The sequence below is a fragment of the Mumia quercus genome (assembly GCF_025506335.1).
GTDB classification, from domain to species: domain Bacteria; phylum Actinomycetota; class Actinomycetes; order Propionibacteriales; family Nocardioidaceae; genus Mumia; species Mumia quercus.
Map to the genome: position 1 here is coordinate 417,702 of NZ_JANZYO010000001.1, position 14,386 is coordinate 432,087.

The 14,386-nt window shown below is 70.4% G+C and carries 13 protein-coding genes; 5 read left to right on the forward strand and 8 right to left on the reverse strand.

Annotation, left to right across the window (positions count from 1 at the left end; translation table 11 throughout):
* Positions 1 to 79 precede the first annotated feature (79 nt).
* From NYZ95_RS02000 to NYZ95_RS02020, 5 genes are all read left to right on the forward strand, one after another.
* Complete coding sequence (locus NYZ95_RS02000) at positions 80 to 1,405, forward strand: FAD-binding oxidoreductase (RefSeq protein ID WP_262848178.1); 1,326 nt, start codon at positions 80 to 82, stop codon at positions 1,403 to 1,405.
* A gap of 9 nt (positions 1,406 to 1,414) precedes the next feature.
* On the forward strand, positions 1,415 to 2,059 hold the full coding sequence (locus NYZ95_RS02005) for a class I SAM-dependent methyltransferase (protein WP_262848180.1): 645 nt from the start codon (positions 1,415 to 1,417) through the stop codon (positions 2,057 to 2,059).
* Positions 2,060 to 2,305: 246 nt separating this feature from the next.
* On the forward strand, positions 2,306 to 3,685 hold the full coding sequence (gene gad / locus NYZ95_RS02010) for a glutamate decarboxylase (protein WP_262848182.1): 1,380 nt from the start codon (positions 2,306 to 2,308) through the stop codon (positions 3,683 to 3,685).
* 7 nt (positions 3,686 to 3,692) lie between these two features.
* Entirely contained in the window at positions 3,693 to 5,138 is a 1,446-nt protein-coding gene (gadC, locus tag NYZ95_RS02015; protein ID WP_262848184.1) for a glutamate/gamma-aminobutyrate antiporter GadC, read from the forward strand.
* Complete coding sequence (locus NYZ95_RS02020; protein WP_262848186.1) at positions 5,131 to 5,514, forward strand: hypothetical protein; 384 nt, start codon at positions 5,131 to 5,133, stop codon at positions 5,512 to 5,514. Before gadC ends, NYZ95_RS02020 begins: the two co-directional genes overlap by 8 nt.
* 7 nt (positions 5,515 to 5,521) lie before the next feature.
* On the opposite strand, the gene NYZ95_RS02025 is transcribed toward NYZ95_RS02020, so the two are convergent.
* From NYZ95_RS02025 to NYZ95_RS02060, 8 genes are all read right to left on the reverse strand, one after another.
* The gene (locus NYZ95_RS02025; RefSeq protein WP_262848188.1) at positions 5,522 to 6,739 is read right to left on the reverse strand and encodes an MFS transporter; all 1,218 of its coding nucleotides are present in this window, start codon (positions 6,737 to 6,739) and stop codon (positions 5,522 to 5,524) included.
* 29 nt (positions 6,740 to 6,768) lie between these two features.
* On the reverse strand, positions 6,769 to 7,464 hold the full coding sequence (locus NYZ95_RS02030; protein ID WP_262848190.1) for a sortase domain-containing protein: 696 nt from the start codon (positions 7,462 to 7,464) through the stop codon (positions 6,769 to 6,771).
* Between the two features lie 43 nt (positions 7,465 to 7,507).
* Entirely contained in the window at positions 7,508 to 8,557 is a 1,050-nt protein-coding gene (gene ocd / locus NYZ95_RS02035) for an ornithine cyclodeaminase (protein ID WP_262848191.1), read from the reverse strand.
* Positions 8,554 to 9,423, reverse strand: a complete 870-nt coding sequence (ddaH, locus tag NYZ95_RS02040) for a dimethylargininase (protein WP_262848193.1) — start codon at positions 9,421 to 9,423, stop codon at positions 8,554 to 8,556. Before ddaH ends, ocd begins: the two co-directional genes overlap by 4 nt.
* A gap of 150 nt (positions 9,424 to 9,573) precedes the next feature.
* Positions 9,574 to 10,293: an ABC transporter ATP-binding protein gene (locus NYZ95_RS02045; RefSeq protein ID WP_262848194.1), complete on the reverse strand. Its 720-nt coding sequence runs from the start codon at positions 10,291 to 10,293 to the stop codon at positions 9,574 to 9,576.
* Positions 10,290 to 11,063 (reverse strand): ABC transporter ATP-binding protein, encoded by a 774-nt coding sequence (locus tag NYZ95_RS02050; protein ID WP_262848195.1) that lies wholly within the window; start codon positions 11,061 to 11,063, stop codon positions 10,290 to 10,292. Before NYZ95_RS02050 ends, NYZ95_RS02045 begins: the two co-directional genes overlap by 4 nt.
* Positions 11,050 to 12,999 (reverse strand): ABC transporter permease, encoded by a 1,950-nt coding sequence (locus tag NYZ95_RS02055; RefSeq protein WP_262848196.1) that lies wholly within the window; start codon positions 12,997 to 12,999, stop codon positions 11,050 to 11,052. Before NYZ95_RS02055 ends, NYZ95_RS02050 begins: the two co-directional genes overlap by 14 nt.
* A 49-nt stretch (positions 13,000 to 13,048) precedes the next feature.
* Entirely contained in the window at positions 13,049 to 14,293 is a 1,245-nt protein-coding gene (locus NYZ95_RS02060) for an ABC transporter substrate-binding protein (RefSeq protein ID WP_262848198.1), read from the reverse strand.
* Positions 14,294 to 14,386: the final 93 nt, after the last annotated feature.

Consider the following 14,386-nt stretch of genomic DNA (forward strand, 5'->3'; position numbering starts at 1 on the left):
CCGACACTCTCACGCCGATGAGTTGCGGCGTCGAGGCCGGTCAGAGGTCCAGATGTCGAGGACCGCGAGGAGCCGGACGATGACGAGCACACCAGGACAGGCGACGACCGTCGCCGAGGCGGCGATCCTGCGCCCGGGCGACGACGGGTACGACGCCGCACGCCAGGTCTGGAACGCGATGGTCGACCACCGGCCGGCGATGATCGTGCGCTGTCGCGAGACGGCTGAGGTTGCCGCGGCGGTGCTGCTCGCCAGACGTGAGGGCCTCGAGATCGGTGTCCGCTGCGGCGGTCACAGCGTCGTCGGCCACGCGGTCCCCGACGGCGGCCTGATGATCGACCTCACCCCGATGCGTGCCGTGCGGGTCGCGCCCGCGCGCCGCAGGGCGTGGGTCCAGGGCGGCGCGCTGCTCGGCGCACTGGACGCGGCGACCCAGCCGTACGGGCTCGCGACGACCGCGGGCAACGTCTCGCACACCGGCGTCGGGGGTCTCACGCTCGGCGGCGGGATGGGGTGGCTCGCCCGCCAGTACGGGTTGACGTGTGACAACGTCGAGTCCTGCGAGGTCGTCCTCGCCACGGGAGACGTCGTACGGGCGTCGGCCGACGAGAACCCGGAGCTCTTCTGGGGACTGCGCGGGGGTGGCGGCAACTTCGGCATCGTCACGGAGTTCGAGCTGCGCCTGCACGAGACGGGGACGCAGGCGCTGAGCGTCGCGCTGGACTTCCCCGCGGCGGAGGCAGCCGCCCCGTTCGCGCGGTGGCGCGACCTGAACGCGACCGCCCCGCGGCGCGCGACGTACGACGCGACGATCGCCGGCGGGATCGTGACGCTCGGCTTCGTCTGGGTCGGCGACCCCGACGAGGGCCGCGAGCATGCGCGCGTGCTCGACGCACTGGGGTCGCCGATTGCCCGGCGGGTCGAGGAGCTCTCGTACGTCGACCTCCAGCGCCGCGACGACACCGTCGAGGGGCACGCGGTGCGGCGGTACTGGAAAGGCCACTACCTCCGCGACCTGCCTGACGACGCGATCGACGTCCTCGTCTCGCAGGACCCCAGTGTCGCGGCGGGCATCCAGGCCTACGGCGGCGCGATCGACGAGGTCGCCGACGACGCGACGGCGTACAGCCAGCGCGGCACCGTCTTCGAGTACGTCGCGGCGGCACGCTGGACCGACCCGGCGGCCGACGAGGAGCGGATGGCGGCCGCGCGTGCGGCGGCAGCACGCCTGGCGCCGTTCGCCAGCGGCGTCTACGTCAACGCGCTCGGCGACGAGGGCGCGGAGGGTGTGCGCCGGGCGTATCCGGCCGACAAGCTGGCCCGGCTCATCGCCCTCAAGGACGCCTACGACCCGGAGAACGTCTTCCACCTGAACCAGAACATCGCGCCGAGCGTCCGCCTCTAGGATCGCGGGATGAGCGAGCCGGACTTCCTCACCCGCACCCGCATCTCGTACGACGCGATCGCGGACGCCTACGCGGAGTGGATCCGCGACATGGAGGTCAGCCCGTGGGACGACGCGGTGCTCGCCGCGTTCGCGCGGCGCGTCGCAGGGCGAGGGCCGGTGCTCGACGCGGGCTGCGGAGAGGGCCGCATCACGGCACAGCTCGTGTCGATGGAGGTCGACGCCCGCGGGGTCGACCTCAGCCCGGAGATGATCCGCAACGCGCAGGCGTTCCGGCCGGATCTGCGCTTCGAGGTCGGGTCGCTGATGGATCTCCCGTACGAGGACGAGGCGTACGCCGGCGTGGTCGCGTGGTACTCCCTCATCCACGTGCCGCCGTCCCGGCTGCGCGCGGCGGTGGCGGAGCTCGTCCGCGTGCTCGAGCCGGGCGGCTGGTTCCTCGCGGCGTTCCAGACCGACGCCGAGACCTTCCGACCCGAGACGCTCGCGGAGATCCCGGTCTCGCTCGAGTTCCACCGACCCGACGCGGCCGAGTTCGGTGCGCTGCTGGGCGACCTCGGCCTCGACGTCGACGCCACCACCGTCCGCGCCGCCGACGACGGTCCCGGCCACCCGACCCCGCACGCGTACGTGGTCGCCCGCAAGCGCGGCTGACGCGCCCGCACTTTCCGTTGGGGCCAACGGAGAGTGCGTCCCCCACCGGAGAGCTCCGGTGGGGCATCGATTCTTCGGTGGGGCCTGGCGCCGGGCCGTACCGCGCCGAGGTCGCGCGCATCCAGAGTGCTCTGTCCAAAAGTCTGTGTTAGGACGGAAGAGAGGATCGCGTCGACCGATCGACGCCCCGGCGGCCCTCGCCCACCAGCAGCGCCGGCCCACGGTGCCTGGGGCCTGGAGGAAGCTATGGCGCGCTCGGAGTCCAATATCCGCGAGGTCAACCCCCTCTTCGCACGCCCGGGAGAGGAGACGACCTACTCCCGCACCCGGTTGCAGAACGGCGAGATGCTCCCGGAGACGGCGTACCAGCTCGTCCACGACGAGGTCATGCTCGACGGCAACGCGCGCCTGAACCTGGCGACGTTCGTCGGGACGTGGATGGGCCCGTACGCCGAGAAGCTGTACTCGGAGACGTTCGACAAGAACATGATCGACAAGGACGAGTACCCGGCGACCGCGGCCATCGAAGAGCGCTGCTGGCGGATCCTCGCCGACCTGTGGCACGCCCCCGATCCTGACCACACGATCGGCACGTCCACCATCGGCTCGTCCGAGGCCTGCATGCTCGCCGGTCTGGCGTTCAAGCGGCGCTGGCAGAACGCTCGCAAGGCTGCGGGCAAGCCGGCTGCTACGCCGAATCTCGTGATGAGCTCGGCGGTCCAGGTGGTGTGGGAGAAGTTCTGCAACTACTGGGACGTCGAGGCGCGCTACGTCCCGATCTCCGAGGAGCACAAGACCCTCGACGGACACGACCTGGCCTCCTACGTCGACGAGAACACGATCGGCGTCGTCGTCATCATGGGCGTGACCTACACGGGCATGTACGAGCCCGTCACCAAGGTTGCCGCCGCGCTCGACGAGATCCAGAAGAACACCGGCCTCGACATCCCGATCCATGTGGACGGTGCGTCGGGCGGCATGATCGCGCCGTTCCTGCAGGAGGACCTCGAATGGGACTTCCGGGTGGAACGCGTCCACTCGATCAACACCTCCGGACACAAGTACGGCCTCGTCTATCCCGGTCTCGGCTGGGTCATCTGGCGCTCGCGGGACCTGCTCCCCGAAGACCTGATCTTTTATGTCAGCTACCTCGGCGGTGACATGCCGACGTTCGCGCTCAACTTCTCGCGCCCGGGTGCACAGGTGCTGCTGCAGTACTTCAACTTCCTGCGCCTCGGCCGGACCGGCTACCGCGCGGTGCAGCAGGCCTCGCAAGACACCGCGAAGCACCTCGCGGACGGCATCGCAAAGCATGGCGCGTTCGAGCTGTGGAACGACGCCAGCGACATCCCCGTCTTCGCCTGGCGGCTCAAGGCGGGGCACACCGACAAGTGGACTCTGTACGACCTGTCGGACCGTCTGCGCACGTACGGATGGCAGGTGCCGGCGTACCCGATGCCCGACGACCTCTCCGACCTCACGGTCCAGCGCATCGTGGTCCGCAACGGGCTGAGCATCGACCTCGCCGACAAGCTGCTCGGTGACATCGCCGCCGCCACCGCGGATCTCGAGAGCCTTCCCGCGCCGATCCCGCACACGGTCGCCAAGCGCGGCTTCCACCACTGAGGCCATGATGAGCAGCACACGAGGCTCGTCCGGTCAGCGGGCTGCCAAGGCGTACCTGTCGATGTTCCAGCTGGCGGTCCTCACCGTCGTCGTCGTCGCCAGCCTGCGCAGCCTGCCGACGATGTCCACGTACGGGCTGGGAAGCATCACGCTCTACCTGATCCCGGCCGTGCTCTTCCTGGTGCCGACCGCGCTGGTCGCGGCCGAGCTCGCCACCGGGTGGAACGGCGGGGTCTACGTCTGGGTGCGTGAAGCGCTCGGCAACAGGTGGGGCTTCGAGGCGATCTGGCTCCAGTGGGTCCAGAACGTCGTCTGGTATCCCGTCCAGCTCGCCTTCATCGCCGCCAGCATCGCCTTCATCTTCGGCAACAGCGAGCTGGCCAACTCCGGCATCTACACCGCGATCATCATCGTGGTCTTCTACTGGATCTCGACCCTGCTCAACCTGCGCGGCGGAGGGCTCTTCGCGAAGGTCGGCTCGTGGGGTGGCGTGATCGGCACCCTGATCCCCGGGGCCATCCTCATCATCCTCGGGGCGGTGTGGATGCTCGCCGGCAACAAGAGCCAGGTCCCGATGGAGACCAGCGACATCATCCCGCCGTTCACCGGCCTCGCGAGCATCGTCCTCATCGTCAGCAACTTCCTCGCGTACGCGGGCATGGAGGTCAACGCCGTCCACGCGGAGGACATGAAGCAGCCGGGCAAGCAGTACCCACGCGCGATCTTCATCGCGGCGGCGCTGATCCTGCTCGTGTTCATCCTCCCGACCCTGGCGATCGCGTTCGTCGTCCCGAAGAGCCAGCTCGGTCTCACGACGGGGATCAACGTCGCGTTCCAGGCGTACTTCGACCACTGGGGCATCGGATGGGCGACGGCGGTGATCTCCGCGGCGATCGCCATCGGCGCGCTCGCCTCGGTCGTCACCTGGATCGCCGGCCCGAGCAAGGGACTGCTCGCCGCGGCCCGTACGGGTCTGCTGCCACCCTGGCTCCAGCGGCAGAACAAGGCGGGCATCCAGATCGGGATCCTGCTCTCGCAAGGCGTGATCGTCACGATCCTGGCGGGGCTCTTCGTGGTGATCCCCAACGTCAGCGCGGCGTTCTTCACGCTGGTCGACATGGCGGCCGCGCTCTACCTGATCATGTACATGCTCATGTTCGCCTCCGCGATCGTCCTGCGGAGGAAGGCACCGAACGTCAAGCGTGACTACCGGGTGCCGATGATGCCGCTGGTGGCTGGGGTGGGCTTCCTGGCGTCGCTCGCGGCGTTCCTTCTGGGCTTCGTCCCGCCGTCAGGACTGGCCGGGATCCCGACGAGCGCCTATCCCTGGGTGATGGGCGGGGTCATCATCGTCCTGGGTGTTCCGCCCCTGCTCTTCTACGCCTTCCGAAAACCCAGCTGGGACCAGCGCGACAAGAAGCCGGGCCCGACGGGAGGGGGACGCCATGCGTGAGCTCCTGACACGAGCGGCGCTGCTCGTCGCGGTCGTCGGCCTGTCCGCCGCGTGCGGATCGTCGGACAGCGACTCGGCGGAGGCGCTGGCCTCGGACTTCACCCGAGCCGCCGTCGACTCCGGTGTGGCTCCGGAGATGACCACCGAGCTGGCGAAGTCCCTGTACGGCGACGACGGTGGTTCCGTGTGTGCGGCGCTGGACGAGCAGCCGGACGACGTCGCGTTGCCATGGGCCTGGACACGCGTCACCGCGATGCCAGACGAGCACGTGCAAGATCTGGTCGACTACGACCGCGTCGTCGTCGACGTCTACTGTCCTGACGAGAAGGAGACCCTCGACGCCCTCCTCGACGACCTGAACTTCGACCCAGCGTGACGGGTTGTCACCGGTCGGGACGGTCGACGTCGCGGCGCCCGTCGAGGACCGTCGAGAGAGCGACGAGGGTGATGCCGGCGAGCGGGACGACGAGCAGACCGACCCGCAGGCTCGTGGCGTCCGCGACGAGCCCGATGATCGGCGGCGACACGAGGAACCCGATCCGCATCAGCCAGGTCAGCAGAGTGAGCCCGGTGCCGGGCTTGAAGCCGGGCAGCTCGTCGGCTCCGTGCATCGCCGCTGGGACGACCGTCGCAACCCCGAATCCGGCCGCTGCGAAGCCGGCGATCGTTCCGGGCACGGTCGGGAACGCCAGCGCGGCGCCCATGCCGGCGGCAGTGATGAGGCCGCCGACCGCGACGACGGCACGTTGGCCGTAGCGGTCAACCAGCCGGTCGCCGACGAGCCGCCCGACGAACTGCGCACCGACCAGTGCGACGTAGCCGAAGGCGGCGATCGAACCGGCAGCTCCCAGCGACTCGTTGAGATAGACCGCGGCCCAGGTGCTGCCTGCGTCCTCCACGAGGACTCCGGCGATGGCGAGCACGACGAGGGCGGCAAGGACCAGGATCGTCCGCGCCGTCGGGCCACCGGAGCGGTTGACGCGCTGCCCCGCCGCCCGGGCGGACCTCGCGGCCTCCTCGCTCGGGTCCGCCTCAGGTCCGGCCAGCAGGAACGGGAAGGCGGCCACGGCGATCGCGGCGAACAGTGCTGAGGAGAGCCCGAGGTGCACCGCGGGTGAGAGGCCGAGTGCGACGGCGCCGGCGCCCATCAGGCCACCGAGCACCGCGCCGGCCGACCACACGGCGTGGAAGGAGTTGAGGATCGAGCGCCCGTACCGGCGCTGGACCCGCAGCCCGTGCGCGTTCTGCGCGACGTCGGTGACCGCGTCCATCGCACCGAGCAGGAACAGCGCGGCGGCAAACAGGCCGACGCTGGGCGCGAGACCGATGGTGAAGGCAGCGATGCCGGTGAGGATCGTGCCACCGACGGCGACGCGCGACGACCGGAAACGGCGGATGAGCACGCCCGCGGTGAGACCCGCCATCAGCGAGCCGATCGGCAGGGCGGCGATCGCGAGCCCGTACGCGGCGTTGCTCAGTCCGAGCTCGGTCTTGATCTCGGGATAGCGCGGGAGGACGTTGGCGAAGATCGCGCCGTTGGTCAGGAACAGCACGGCCACGGCGAACCGGGCGCGGCGCAGCGTCTGGTCGGGGGAGGTCACCGGTAGACGCTACCGGTTGCGGCGGCCGCTCATGTCGGGTCGGTGCGGACGAGCACGCCGATCTTGTCGATGCGGTGCTCAGGATTGTCGAACGCGTCGGACCAGTAGTTGCCCTGGGCGTGGTCCTCGGGAGTCGCGCAGGTCGACAACGTGAGGAAGGCACGAGCCGGCGTACGACCGGGGTGTCCGGGAACGGCGGCGCGCTGCTCGGCGAGCGAGCGAGCCGAACGGAACGAGGTCTTGCGGGTCGCGACGATCTCGTACGTCCAGCGGGTCCCGGCGGCGGTCACGTGCACGCGGTCGCCGCGATCGAGGTCGGGGAGATCGAGGAATGCACGGGTGGAGGAGAGTCGGTGGGCAGTGACCTGGTAGTTGCCGATCCCGCCGGGGCCTGCGCCACCTCGGGGCCCGTGCGGGCTCGCGGCGTGGCCACGGTTCTGGATGCGCGTGCCCGCGGCGTCGTCGGTTTTGCCGCGGTACGCGACTACGCGGAGGTTGCGGATGTCGAGGGCGGGGATGGTGAGGAGCGCGTCGCGCGGCGGGTGGGTCTCGCGACGCGGGGCCGGGGTAGGGGTGGGGGGCAGCGACGGCGTCGGATCCGTACGGGCCGAGGGCGCGGGTGATGCGGAGTGCGACGGCGACGCGATGCTCTCCGCCTGCGGGGCTGGGCTCGAACAGGCGGAGAGCAGAAGCGCGGTTGCTGTGAGGCTGAGGAAGGCCCTCATCACACGACGGTAGGCCAACGACCGCACAAGCGGCACGTGACGGTCAGCGCAGTGCGAGCGCCGGGGTGACCATCGCGAACAGGTCCTTCGGGTCGCTCGGCTCGGCGACCAGGTCGAGCTTCGCCTCGTACGCGGTGCCGCGCACGGCGTCGCGTACGAATCGCAGCGCCGTGAAGTCCTCGATCGCGAACCCGACCGAGTCGAAGACCGTGACCTCTTCCGGCGACGTACGGCCGGGGGCCTCGCCTGCGATCACCGCCCACAGCTCCGTGACGGGGAACTCCGGTCCGAAGGCCTGGATCTCGCCCTCCACCCGGGTCTGCTCGGGGTACTCGACGAACACCGAGGCGCGCTCCAGGATCGCCTGGTCGAGCTCCGTCTTGCCGGGGCAGTCGCCGCCGATCGCGTTGATGTGCACGCCGGGAGCGACGTCGGCATCGCTGAGGACGGTCGCATTGGTCTTGTCGGCGGTGCAGGTCGTGATCACGTCGGCGCCCTCGACCGCGTCGGCGGCGCTGGTGGCGATCGTGATCTCGAAGCCGAGCGGCTCGAGGTTGCGGACGAGCTTGCGCATCGCCTCCGGGTCGGTGTCCCAGACGCGGAGCTGGTCGATGCCGAGCACCGCGCGGAACCCGAGCGCCTGGAACTCCGCCTGCGAACCGGTCCCGATCATCGCCATCGTCGACGAGTCGGGCCGGGCCAGCCACTTCGCGGCCATCGCCGACGTCGCCGCCGTACGGAGGGCGGTGAGCAGCGTCATCTCCGCCATGAAGGTGGGGTAGCCGTTGTGCACCTGGGCGAGGACGCCGAAGGCGGTGACTGTCTGGAATCCGCGGAGCGGGTTCTTCGGGTGGCCGTTGACGTACTTGAACCCGTACTCGTCGCCGTCGCTGGTCGGCATCAGCTCCATCACGCCCTCGCGGGTGTGCACGGCGTGACGGGGCGACTTGTCGAACTGCGGCCAACGGCGGAAGTCGGTCTCGAGCGCCGACACCATCTCACCGATGAGGCGCTCGGGTCCCTGCTCCGCGATCCAGCGGCGCATGTGTGCCACGTCCACGAAGGCCACCTGGGTGCTGGTGACGTCACTCATGCCCGTACCTCCAGAGTGCAGCACTTCACGCTACCGCCGCCCTTGAGCAGCTCGCTCAGGTCGACGCCGATGGGGTTGAATCCGCGCTCGCGCAGCCGCGCGCGCAGGTGCACGGCCTTGTCGGTGAGCACGACGTTGTGGCCGTCGGAGACGGCGTTGAGGCCGAGGACGCTCGCGTCCTCGTCGTTCGCGAGGATCGCGTCCGGGAAGAGCTGCTGCAGGACGGCGTTGCTCGCCGCGCTGAACGCCGGCGGGTAGTACGCGACCGTCCGTTCGTCGAGCGCCGCCAGCGCGGTGTCGAGGTGGTAGAAGCGGGGGTCGACGAGCTCGAGCGAGATCACCGGGGCGCCGAAGAACTCGCGCACCTCATGGTGCGCGGCCACCGACGTACGGAATCCCGTGCCGGCGAGGATCAGACGTCCGACGACGAGGAAGTCGCCCTCGCCCTCGTTGGTCGACCCGGCCTGGATGGTCGGGCGGAACCCGGCCTCGTCGAACCACGCGTGGTACGCCGCGCCCTCCGGCTGGCGCTCGGCGTACGTGAAGCTCGCGGCGACCGCCTTGCCGTCGAACACGACGCCGCCGTTCGCGGCGTAGACCATGTCGGGCAGACCCTCGACCGGGCGGATGAGGTCGACCTGGTGACCGAGGCTCTCGTACGTGGCGCGCAGCGTCTCCCACTGCGCGACCGCGAGCGCGGTGTCGACCGGCTTGCTCGGGTCCATCCACGGGTTGATCGCATAGGTCACGTCGAAGTGCTCCGGGCGGCACATGAGGAAGCGGCGAGGGGTCGCCTCGCGCATCGTCGTCCGCAGGGCCGGGCGCTCTGCCGTGGTGGGCAGGGCTGCCCCGGTCGTGATCGTCATCCACTACCTCCGTCAAGTCCAGTGAGACGAAGGTACGTCCGCGCCCGTTGCGCAGCCGATGTCGATCCGTTGCGCAGATTGGGCTCTGACGGTCGATCCGTTGCGGCGGCCCGGTGGATCTGGTTCCTAGGCGCCTGCGAAATTGCTGCCTCAGACCAGCGCGTCCTCCGGGGCGTGCCCGCCGAAGTACGCCTGGCGTACCGCCTCGCGGTCGGCGCGCAGGTCGGCGGCGCTGCCGGACAGCGCGACGCGTCCGTGGTGCAGGACGACCGCGCGGTCGGCGACGGACAGCGCCAGGTCGACGTGCTGCTCGACGAGGACGACCGCGACCCACGACTCGTCGGCGAGGGTACGGACGATCGGGAGCAGCTCCTGCACCGCCAGCGGCGCGAGGCCGAGGCTCAGCTCGTCGACGAGAAGGACGCGGGGGCGCGCGAGCAACGCCTTCGCCAGCGCGAGCATCTGCTGCTCGCCACCGGAGAGCAGGCCGACACGGCGCTCGACCAGCGGTGCGAGCCGAGGGAGCCGGTCGAGGACGGCGTCGAGGTCGCGTGCGCGGTGCCGCCGGGCCAGCGACAGGTTCTCGCGCACCGTGAGCTGGTGGAAGATCGCGCGGCTGTCAGGGACCAGGATGACCCCTTCGCGTGAGTTCTTCTCGACCTTGCGGGGGAGCGGGCGACCAAAGGCGCGCACCTCGCCGGCGCTCGGCGCCAGCAGTCCCACTGCCGTACGCAGCACGGTTGTCTTGCCGGCGCCGTTGGGGCCGAGCAGCGCCACGACCTCCCCGGCCGAGACCGCAAGGTCCAGGTCCCGCACGGCGGCCGCGTGTCCGTACCCCGCGGTCACGCCCTTCAGCTCCAGTGCGCTCACGAGACCGGCTCCTCTCCCAGGTACGCCGCTACGACGGCGGCGTCGCTGCGGATCTCGTCCGGCGTTCCGCACGCGATCACGCGCCCGAAGTCGAGGACGTACACGCGGTCGCACACGCTCAGCACGAGGTTCATGTCGTGGTCGATGAGCAGCACCCCGTGCCCGTGGGTCGCCATCACCCGGACGATCTGGCCGAACGCCTCGCTCTCGTCCGTGTCGAGTCCTGCGGCCGGCTCGTCGAGAAGGACGACACGGCTGTCACCGGCGAGTGCTCGCGCCACGCCCACGAGCCGTTGCCGGCCGAGGCTCAGCTGGTCGGGGAGCCGGCCGACGTCATCGCCGAGCCCCAGCATCTCGAGCGACGCGTCGGGTCCCGTACGGGCTGAACGTCCGAGGATGTCGGCGACGAAGCCACGCCATCCACGGCGCTGCGTCGCGACCGCGACGTTGTCGGCGACGGTCAGGTCGGCGAACAGCTCGCCGGCCTGCCACGTACGAGCGAGTCCCGCCCGGCGGCGACGGTGCGGTGGGAGCCGGTCGAGGCGACGACCGTCGAGCCGCACCTCGCCGTCGGACGGGGTGAAGCCGGTGACCGCGTCGACCAGCGAGGTCTTGCCCGCCCCGTTCGGGCCGATCAGGCCGACGACCTCGCCGCGGCCGACGGTCAGGTCCACGTCGTCGTTGGCGACGACGCCGCCGTAGCGGACGGTCAGCCCACGGATCTCGAGGAGCGGGTCCGGCGCTGGCGGGGTGTCGTCACGAGGTGGCACGGGCATTCCTCCGGTCGATGAGGTGCTCGGACGCGTGCCGGACGCTCCCGGTGATGCCGACCGGGTTGAGCACGGCGGTGATGACGAGAGCGAGAGCGGCGATCAGGCTGTACAGGTGGCCGACGCCGAGGGTTCCCTCGAGGAACGTGGCCAGTACCCCGAGCGGTGCGAGGAGCCCCGCGACGACCGCGCCGGCGAGGCTGGTGATGCCGGCGACGTAGACGGTGCAGAGCAGCGTCAGCCCGACGAACACGGTGAACGACTCGACCGACAGCTGAGAGCGGCTGTAGCCGATGAGGCATCCGCCCACACCGGCGAGGAAGGCGGAGAACGCGAACCCGAGCAGCTTCGTGCCGGCGACGTCGATGCCGACCGACGCGGCGGCGCGCTCGTTGGAGCGGATCGCGAGGAACGCCCGTCCCGTCCGTCCGCGCATGAGGCGTGCGGTCGCCCAGGTGAGCAGGCCGACGACGACGAGCACCATGACCGCGAACGACGTCGTCGTCAGCACGGTGCCGTTGCGCACGGCCAGGCTCATCCCGAACAGCGACGGGTCCTGGATCTGGTTGCCCTCGAACGGGGTGAACGCCGGGTTGCCGAAGACGAACGTCTGGATCGCGAGCGCCCCGGCAAGCGTGACGACCGCGAGGTGAGCGCCGCGGATCCGCAGAGCCGGGATGCCGACGACGACTCCCAGCACGGTCGCTGCGAGCGCCGGGATGACCAGCGACAGCGGGAACGGGACGCCCCACTCGGTGGTCACCCGCGACAGCAGGAAGCCACCCGTGCCCGCGAACGCCATCGCGGCGAGCGAGATCTGGCCGAGGTAGCCCGTCAGAAGGACCAGCGACAGCGCGATGAGCATCATGATCACCGACGTCACCACCCCGAACCGCCAGCCGCCCTCGGTGAGGAGCACCGCGGCGAACGTGCTCGCCACGACCACGAGCGCCAGCACAGGCCGGGTCCGCGGCGGCCGTACGGGGGGCATCCGTGCGCTCTGGACGCCGCCGCGCTCGGGGATGGCCTTGCCGAACACGAACAGCGCGACCATGACAAGAAGGAACGGGAGGGTGTCGCCGAACCCCGCCTGTGCCCAGATCGGCCAGAAGTCGTACGTGCTCATCATCAGCAGCAGCGACTGGAAGACCCCGATCGCCAGTCCCGCGGCGGCCGCGAGCAGGATCGAGCGCAGCCTGGCGACGAGCGCGGCCGCGAGACCTGGCAGGACGTAGAAGGTGTAGCTGATCGGGTCCAGGCCGATCGACGGCGAGGCGACGATCGCGACCAGACCGGTCAGTGCTCCGGTCGCGAACCACACCAGCGCCGCGAGCCGGTCGGGCGACCAGCCGGTCAGCCGCAGCGCGGTCTCGTCCTCGGCGCTCGCCCGCGTCGCCGTGCCCCAGCGGGTGAACCGGAAGTACGCCGCGAGCACGGCGGCCATCACCAGCGCCAGAGCGAGGACGATCAGGTCCGCGACCGCGACCTGGGCGCCGAGCAGCTCGACCGTGCCGCTCGGCAGGATCGGCGACGCGACGGCGCCCGTGGTGTCGAAGCGCAGCGGCACGAGGCTGACCACGAGCAGCATGACGCCGACCGAGGCGACGACCTGCGAGAGGACCGGAGCCGACCGCAGGGGTCGCATCACGAGGAGGTGGGTGAGCAGCGCGACGACCGCCGAGCTGAGCACGCCGACGACCACCGCGAGGAGGGCCGGCGCCGGGCCGTCGACGAGAGCGACGGAACCGAGGGGCAGGACGAGCGTGCCCGTGGTCCCGAGCTCCGCCGCGACCCATACGCCCCACAGTGCGATCGAACCCTGCGCGAAGTTCAGCACTCCTGTCGCGGCGTGCACGGCGACGAGCGACGACGCGATCACCGCGTAAACCGATCCGACGCCGAAGCCGAGCGTCACGAACAGGACGAGCTGGTCCACAGGTTTCTCCTCACAGGCGGGGGCGACGGGTCACGGCGGCGCTGCGGGATCAGGTCGCGCCGGGGATCTGCGCGAGCACCTCAGGCACCGGCTGACGGAAGTCGCCGCCGACCGGCTTGATGGAGCCGTCCTCCTCGACGTCGAACAGCAGCATCTCCGTCGTGCAGTTCGGCGACGTCGGACTGCCGCAGGTGAGGTTCGGGCCCAGGAAGCTCGGGAAGTCCTTGAGCCCCTTGAGCGTGCTCAGCACGGTCTCGCCGGTGAGTTCTCCCTCGACGCCGTCCAGCGCCTTCGCGAAGGTGACGAACTGCGCGAAGGTGCCGTACGCGTAGTAGCCGCCGGTGCCGTCCTCGACCGACGTGATCGCGTCCTCCGCGGCCTTGAGGTCGTCCTTCACCTCCTCGGGAGCGTCGTCCCTCGCGGCGGGCAGCCACGTCGATGAGTAGAGCGCGCCGCCGGCAGCCTCCTTCGGAGCCGCCTCGATGTACTCGGTGCAGGCGGCGGTGAAGATCGTGCCGTCGTACTTCAGCTGGCGCAGGCTCTGGACAAGCGCGGTGCACGCGCCCTCGTTCGGCGAGGCGACGAGACCTCCGACCGCGGGGTCGTCCTTGGCGATCGTGGCGGCCAGAGCAGTGAAGTTCGGGTTCGTCGGCGAGAAGTAGACGCCCTTCGCGTCGATCCCGAGGGCCTTCGCCAGGACCGGGAGCAGCGTGTCGATGGTCTGGTGCGATGAGGGAGTGTCGACCAGCGCCAGGGTCACGGAGTCCTTGCCCTGCTCCTTGAACGCCTCGAGGGCGCCGACCAGGAACGACGCCTGCGGAGCGGCGAAGAACACGCGCCCCTCTGCCTTGGAACCGGCGACCGAGTCGAACGGGATCATGCCGACGAGCGGGATGCCGGCGGCGGTCAGCGTCGGCAGCGTCGCGCTGGAGGAGAGGTTGTAGCCGTCCATCACCGCGACGACGCCCTCCTCGACGAACGTGTTGGCGCAGGCCTGGGCCTTCTCCGGGGTCGTGTCGGTGTCGCAGGGGATCATCTCGAGCGGTCCGCCGTTGATGCCGCCCAGCTCACCGTTGATGTAGTCGACGGCTGCCTCGGCACCGGTGTCGGCGCCGGGCTGCGGGACGGGGCCGCCGGACGGGTTGAGGAAGCCGACCTTGACGGGCGTGCCGTCCAGCTCCTCCGCAGGGTCCGCGTCGGCTTCGGAGCCGCCGTCGGAGCCGCAGCCGGCGAGGGCGAGGACGGCCGCCGCGAGGGCTGCCGTGATTCTCAGGGATGCCGCGGTCTTCCGCATGGCGTCCTCCTTCAGGTGTGCGCACGGGGCGCGGTGACATGACGGGAAGGCGGAGCCCTCCCGATCGGGGCCCCACAGGTGGGTCGGATCGCG

Bases quoted from the DNA above. Each gene is read 5' to 3' on its own strand.
- NYZ95_RS02000 (WP_262848178.1), top strand. From the start codon at position 80: ATGACGAGCACACCAGGACAGGCGACGACCGTCGCCGAGGCGGCGATC.
- NYZ95_RS02005 (WP_262848180.1), top strand. From the start codon at position 1,415: ATGAGCGAGCCGGACTTCCTCACCCGCACCCGCATCTCGTACGACGCG.
- gad (WP_262848182.1), top strand. From the start codon at position 2,306: ATGGCGCGCTCGGAGTCCAATATCCGCGAGGTCAACCCCCTCTTCGCA.
- gadC (WP_262848184.1), top strand. From the start codon at position 3,693: ATGAGCAGCACACGAGGCTCGTCCGGTCAGCGGGCTGCCAAGGCGTAC.
- NYZ95_RS02020 (WP_262848186.1), top strand. From the start codon at position 5,131: ATGCGTGAGCTCCTGACACGAGCGGCGCTGCTCGTCGCGGTCGTCGGC.
- NYZ95_RS02030 (WP_262848190.1), bottom strand. From the start codon at position 7,464: ATGAGGGCCTTCCTCAGCCTCACAGCAACCGCGCTTCTGCTCTCCGCC.
- ocd (WP_262848191.1), bottom strand. From the start codon at position 8,557: ATGAGTGACGTCACCAGCACCCAGGTGGCCTTCGTGGACGTGGCACAC.
- ddaH (WP_262848193.1), bottom strand. From the start codon at position 9,423: ATGACGATCACGACCGGGGCAGCCCTGCCCACCACGGCAGAGCGCCCG.
- NYZ95_RS02060 (WP_262848198.1), bottom strand. From the start codon at position 14,293: ATGCGGAAGACCGCGGCATCCCTGAGAATCACGGCAGCCCTCGCGGCG.